The organism is Rhodoplanes roseus (assembly GCF_003258865.1).
In the GTDB taxonomy this organism is placed as follows: Bacteria; Pseudomonadota; Alphaproteobacteria; order Rhizobiales; family Xanthobacteraceae; genus Rhodoplanes; species Rhodoplanes roseus.
Window position 1 is genome coordinate 1 of the sequence record NZ_NPEX01000332.1, and the last position, 5,893, is coordinate 5,893.

Consider the following 5,893-nt stretch of genomic DNA (forward strand, 5'->3'; position numbering starts at 1 on the left):
CGGCGGCAGCGGTCACGTCCGCTGGCGCCGAGCCGATCTATGAGACGATGACCCTGCGCCGCTCGATCTGGTCGCTGCTGACCCGCACGCGGGTCCCGCAGGAGGGACAATCGACCGAGGGGTCGCCTTTGACGGCCACTTCGAACGTCAACTGGCTGTCGCGGCTGATCGCTTTCTGAAAAGCAATCAGCCGCCCGCATTCAGAATTCGTGCAGCGAACCGTGAGATACCATTCTTCCGCAGCACCGATATCGTCATTGCTGGAAACCAGCTTTACGACATTTGCCATTCTGTCTGCCCGGTGCAAAGCACCGAAACGGGTCACTTGACCTTCAGGTTCTCCGCCGAAGACTTGCCGCGGTTGCTGACGATCTCATACTCGACGTGCTGACCTTCGTTGAGCGTGCTCAGGCCGGCGCGCTCGACTGCAGAGATGTGCACGAACACGTCTTGTCCACCGCCTTGCGGCTGAATGAAGCCGTAGCCCTTCGTCGGATTGAACCACTTTACCGTTCCGGTCGCCATTTCAGGAATCTCCAGAGCCTCGATACGAACGCGGCACAGGCTGCGCGTTCCCGACGAATACGGCAAGAGATATTCGCCTGATTGTCCCGGATGATCGCCCCGGGCGGGGCCCCCGACCGGACGGTCGTGCCGCTGCCATCGGCCTGAGCCGCCACCCGTTTTACATTCGGAATACTCGCGACCGGCGGTTCTGTACCAGTGCAACCCGCGAGGCCGAACGCGCGACGGTAGCGTGTTCTGCATTCAGGGAGCGACGACGGCTCCGGCACCCGGGCGCTCCCTCTTCGCAAGGGGCCGCCCTGCATGGCGGCCGCGTCAACCTGCCGCAGGCTCACGCGTCTCGCCGAGCGAGACGACCGGTCGGGAGCACGGCCGGAGCGGGCCGTGGTCGTTCCGCCTCAACGGCCCGAGAGGAGCCGAATCGCCGGCATCAGCCCGGCGCTCTCCTGCGCCTTCTCGTAGGCGTGGCGCAGATTCATCCGGGCGATCTCGACGTGCTCGATCGCAAGCGCCTGGGCCCTCGTCCCCTCCCGCCGGTCCATTGCATGCAGGATCGAGCGATGCTGGTTGTGGGTGATCAGCAGCCATTGCCGGCCGTCGCCCGTGGAGGAGTGCATCGGCAACGTTGCGCTGGCGGCGGCGAAAGGCAGGCGGTTGTTGAGCTCGATCGCCCGGCTGAGCGCCGCATTGTCGGCGAACTTCACCAGCAGCTCGTGGAAGCGGTTGTTCATCTCCACGTAGTCGGCATAGCCGTCGATGGTCAGCACCGGGGCGGCGAGCGCCTCGTCGCCGAGCCGGATACATTCCGCGAGCTCCTCGGACATCGCCCGCGTCAGGCCGTTCTCCGCCACCAGCCGGGCCGCCATTCCCTCCAGCACGCCGCGCACCGCGATGGCGTCGTCGATCTCCTTGCGGGTGAACGCGCGCATGACATAGCCGCCGCTCGGCGACGACTGCACCAGCCCCTCCTGCTCCAGCGTCGCGAAGGCGAGCCGCACGGGCGTGCGCGAGGCCTCCAGCCGCTCGGCGATCGGGATCTCGGCGAGCCGCTCGCCGGGCCCGAACTCCCCCTTGAGAATGAGATCCCGGAGCTGCACTAGGACCCGCGATTGTTGTGACTGCATGGCGCTACATCCGAAATTCTGCCTACCGAACCGTCAAAGGCCGCATCTTATGCACGCAGAATGAGGCAATTGCATGCAACCAACCACCGGCTGATCTAGTCCATACCAGCTGACCACACCGGGCGACCGCGCCGGATCGGCTGCTCCATCATATTGTACTATATTCGTATTTTCCACTCCTCGCTGACCCTCGGCAGGAAGAAACAGGCCCGGTCCGCCTGCTCATGACATCCGTGTTTCGACTTACGCCAGTTTGACATTGCATTCATTCCAAATACGATTGCATGCAGTCAGCGGCGAACGAAGAGGATCCGCGTTCTCCGTGCCCCCGCAACGCCAGTCCGAGGTCCCATCATGATCAGTCAGGAGCAGAACGACACGTATACGCGTGTCGGGCGCGGAACACCGTGCGGCGAGCTTCTCCGTCGTTATTGGCAGCCGGTCGCCCTGGTCGACGAGCTCGACGGGCCGCGGCCGGTTCGGCCGGTCCGTCTGCTCGGCGAGAACTTCGTTCTCTTCCGCGACGAGCAGGGCCGGTTCGGCATGCTGGATCGCGACTGCCCGCACCGCGGTGCCGATCTCGCCTATGGCCGGCTGGAGGCCGGCGGCCTGCGCTGCCCGTTCCACGGCTGGCTGTTCGACGCGACCGGCAAATGCCTGGAGACGCCGGCCGAGCCGGTCGGCAGCAAGCTGTGCGACCGCATCCGCCAGGGCTCCTATCCGGTCGCGGTGCGCTCGGGCATCGTCTTCGCCTATATCGGCAAGGGCACCCCGCCGGCCTTCCCGGATCTCGACTGCTTCGTCGCGCCGGAGACCCACACCTTCGCCTTCAAGGGCCTGTGGGAGTGCAACTGGCTGCAGTCGCTCGAGGTCGGCATGGACCCGGCGCACGCCTCGTTCCTGCACCGCTTCTTCGAGGACGAGGACCCCGAGGCGAGCTACGGCAAGCAGTTCCGCTCGACCTCCATCGACTCGGACCTGCCGATCACCAAGGTGCTGCGCGAGTACGACCGGCCGCAGATCTCGGTCGCCTCGGTGCCGCACGGCCTGCGGCTCACCTCGCTGCGGCCGATCGACGAGACGCAGACCCATGTCCGCGTCACCAACATCGTCTTCCCGCAGGCCTTCGTCATCCCGATGAGCCCGACCGTGACGATCACCCAGTGGCACGTGCCGGTCGACGACCACAACAATTACTGGTTCACGCTGTTCACCAGCTTCACGGATCCGCTCGACAAGAAGACCATGCGCGAGCAGCGCCTCGCGACCTATCCGGCGCCCGACTACAAGCCGCTGCGCAACCGCTCCAACAACTGGGGCTACAATCCGGCCGAGCAGCAGGCCCAGACCTATCTGGGCATGGGCTTCGACATCAACGTCCACGACCAGTGGGCCTGCGAGAGCCAGGGGCCGATCCAGGACCGTACCCGCGAGCATCTCGGCCAGTCCGACAAGGCGATCACGGCCTATCGGCGGCTGCTCTCCGCCGAGATCGAGAAGGTCGCGGCCGGCGAGACACCGCTGATGCATCTCGACGCCGCGCAGGCCGCGACGCTGCGGGGACCGGTCAGCTTCGACGGTGTCGACCGCGCCGGCGACGTCGAGCGCTACTGGCGCGACGGCGACGCCCGCCGCCGTGCCGCCGCCCCCTGGGGCGCCGAGGTCGAGGCCTGACATGGACGACGTCACGCGACGCTTCGTAGCGTGGTCGAGCGCCGCCGGGGAGGCGGCCGCCCGCCTCGTCGCCGAGATCGAGAACGGCCGCATCGAGGTGGTGCGGTTCGTCTTCGCCGACCAGCACGGCATCCTGCGCGGCAAGGCGCTGGTCGCCCGCGAGGCGATCGGCGCGCTGACCAGGGGCGTCGCCCTGACGACGACGCTGCTCGCCAAGGACACGTCGCACCGCACCGTGTTCCCGGTGTTCACCAGCGGCGGCGGCTTCGACATGCCGCGCATGGAGGGCGCCGCCGACGTGCTGCTGATGCCGGATCCGACCACCTGGCGGATCCTGCCGTGGTCGCCGAAGAGCGCCTGGGTGCTGTGCGATCTGCGCTTTCCGGACGGCGCCGACGTGCCGTTCTGCACCCGCTCGATGGCGCGCCGCGCGCTCGCCGGCTTCGACGCCCATGCCTGCACGCTCACCGCCGGGCTGGAGGTCGAGTTCCACGTGTTCCGGGTGGTCGACCCGGCGATGCGGCTCCACCAGTCCGGCCTCCCCGGCGCCCCGCCCGAGGTGGAGCTCCTCAGCCACGGCGGCGAGTACCTGACCGAGATCACCTACGACCGGGTCGAGCCGGTGGTCGAGCTGCTGCGCAGCGGCGTCCAGGGCCTCGGCCTGCCGCTGCGCTCCATGGAGGTGGAGTTCGGACCGAGCCAGCTCGAGTTCACCTTCGCGCCGACCCAGGGGATCGAGACCGCCGACAACATGATCTTCTTCCGCACCGCCGTGAAGGAGATCTGCCGCCGCAACGGCCTGCACGCGACCTTCATGTGCCGGCCGAAGATCCCGAACGTCGCGTCGAGCGGCTGGCACATGCACCAGTCGCTCACCGGCCGCGACGGCCGCAACCTGTTCGTGCCGGAGTGTCCCGGCGAGGACCTGTCGCCGATCGGCCGGCATTATCTCGCCGGGCTGCTGGCCCATGCGCGCGGCGCCGCGGCGCTCGCCGCCCCGACCATCAACGCCTATCGGCGCTACCGCGCCTACTCGCTCGCCCCCGACCGTGCCGTGTGGGGCCGCGACAATCGCGGCGCGATGATCCGGATGATCGGCGGCTTCGGCGATCCGGCGACCCGGCTGGAGAACCGCGTCGGCGAGCCCGCCGCCAACCCGTATCTCTATCTGACCGCGCAGGCGCTCTCCGGTCTCGACGGCATCACCCGCAGGCTCGAGCCGGGACCGGCGGCCGACGTGCCCTACGAGACGCCGGCCCCGCCCTTGCCGCACAGCCTCGGCGAGGCGCTCGCCGCCCTGAAGGCGGACGAGATTTTCGCCAAGGATCTCGGCGACGGCTTCGTCGACTACTTCACCCACATCAAGGAGGCGGAGATCCGCCGCTTCGAGACGGAGGTGAGCGAGTGGGAGCAGCGTGAGTATTTCGACCTGTTCTGACGCCCGCTCCCTCGCGATCACCTCGGGATACGCCGCATGACCGACGTCACCTTCATCCTGCGCGACGGCAGCCGCCGCACACTCGACATTCCCGAGGGATCCTCGGTGATGCAGGCCGCCGTGATGGAGAACCTGAAAGGCATCGACGGGGAGTGCGGCGGCTGCCTGTCCTGCGCCACCTGCCACGTCTATATCGAAGCCATCGGGGCAGGCGAGCTGCCCCCCATCGACGAGGAGGAGAACGCGCTGCTCGACGGCGTCGCCGCCGAGCGCCGCCCCGAGAGCCGCCTCTCCTGCCAGATCCTCGCGACACCCGGCCTGTCCGGCCTCGTGCTGCGCGTCCCCGAGAGGCAGATGTGACGCCATGACGGACCGTCTCGTCGTGGTCGGGGCCTCGCATGCCGGATGCCGCCTCGCCTTCGCGGCGCGCGAGTTCGGCTTCGCCGGCGAGATCGTGCTGATCGGCGCCGAGCCGACGCCGCCCTATCAGCGGCCGCCGCTCTCCAAGAGCTATCTGAAAGGGGCGACGCCGCTCGCCGCCATCCTGCTGAAGTCCGAGTCCGCGTTCCACGAGGCCGGCATCGCGCTGCGACTCGGAACCCCCGTCACGACGATCGACCGGGCTGCCCGGACCGTGGCGCTGGCGAGCGGCGAGACGATCACCTGGTCGCGGCTGGCGCTGACCACCGGGGCGCGGGTGCGGCGGCTCGACGTGCCGGGTGCCGATCTCGCCGGCGTCTTCCATATGCGGGATCTCGCCGACGCGAATGCGCTCGGCGCGGCGCTGCCCGCTGCGACGCGCGCCGTGGTGGTCGGCGGCGGCTTCATCGGCCTCGAGGCGGCGGCGGTCCTGCGCGGCCTCGGCCTCGCCGTGACGGTGCTGGAAGCGGCCGACCGGCTCGCCGCTCGTGCGTTCCCGCCATTTCTCTCCGCCTGGCTGAAGACGCTGCACGAGAGCCGCGGCGTCGACGTCCGGCTCGGCACGCAGCTGCGCGAGATCGTCGGGCGTGACGGCCGCGTCGCCGCAGTGGCTCTCTCCGGCGGCGGCGAGATCGCCTGCGATCTCGTGGTGGTCGGAATCGGCGTGGTGCCCGCCGACGATCTCGCCCGCGACGCCGGGGTCGCGGTCGAC

6 protein-coding genes are annotated in these 5,893 nt (G+C 68.5%); 4 read left to right on the forward strand and 2 right to left on the reverse strand.

What is annotated here, in order from left to right; translation table 11 throughout:
- Positions 1–321 precede the first annotated feature (321 nt).
- Both CH341_RS27310 and CH341_RS27315 read right to left on the reverse strand, forming a co-directional pair.
- Positions 322–525: a cold-shock protein gene (locus CH341_RS27310; RefSeq protein ID WP_111422109.1), complete on the reverse strand. Its 204-nt coding sequence runs from the start codon at positions 523–525 to the stop codon at positions 322–324.
- Positions 526–923: 398 nt separating this feature from the next.
- Positions 924–1,649, reverse strand: a complete 726-nt coding sequence (locus CH341_RS27315) for a GntR family transcriptional regulator (RefSeq protein WP_111422110.1) — start codon at positions 1,647–1,649, stop codon at positions 924–926.
- Between the two features lie 354 nt (positions 1,650–2,003).
- Here CH341_RS27315 and CH341_RS27320 point away from each other — a divergent pair, with 354 nt between their 5' ends.
- The 4 genes from CH341_RS27320 to CH341_RS27335 all read left to right on the forward strand — a co-directional run.
- Positions 2,004–3,323: an aromatic ring-hydroxylating dioxygenase subunit alpha gene (locus tag CH341_RS27320; RefSeq protein ID WP_111422111.1), complete on the forward strand. Its 1,320-nt coding sequence runs from the start codon at positions 2,004–2,006 to the stop codon at positions 3,321–3,323.
- Between the two features lies 1 nt (position 3,324).
- Positions 3,325–4,761 carry a glutamine synthetase family protein gene (locus CH341_RS27325; RefSeq protein WP_111422112.1) on the forward strand — a complete coding sequence of 479 codons (1,437 nt, stop codon included), beginning with the start codon at positions 3,325–3,327 and terminating at the stop codon, positions 4,759–4,761.
- A 36-nt stretch (positions 4,762–4,797) separates the two neighbouring features.
- Positions 4,798–5,121 (forward strand): 2Fe-2S iron-sulfur cluster-binding protein, encoded by a 324-nt coding sequence (locus CH341_RS27330; protein ID WP_111422113.1) that lies wholly within the window; start codon positions 4,798–4,800, stop codon positions 5,119–5,121.
- Between the two features lie 4 nt (positions 5,122–5,125).
- On the forward strand, positions 5,126–5,893 hold a 768-nt coding region (locus CH341_RS27335), incomplete at its 3' end, for an NAD(P)/FAD-dependent oxidoreductase (protein WP_146604644.1).

Bases quoted from the DNA above. Each gene is read 5' to 3' on its own strand.
- CH341_RS27310 (WP_111422109.1), bottom strand. From the start codon at position 525: ATGGCGACCGGAACGGTAAAGTGGTTCAATCCGACGAAGGGCTACGGC.
- CH341_RS27315 (WP_111422110.1), bottom strand. From the start codon at position 1,649: ATGCAGTCACAACAATCGCGGGTCCTAGTGCAGCTCCGGGATCTCATT.
- CH341_RS27320 (WP_111422111.1), top strand. From the start codon at position 2,004: ATGATCAGTCAGGAGCAGAACGACACGTATACGCGTGTCGGGCGCGGA.
- CH341_RS27325 (WP_111422112.1), top strand. From the start codon at position 3,325: ATGGACGACGTCACGCGACGCTTCGTAGCGTGGTCGAGCGCCGCCGGG.
- CH341_RS27330 (WP_111422113.1), top strand. From the start codon at position 4,798: ATGACCGACGTCACCTTCATCCTGCGCGACGGCAGCCGCCGCACACTC.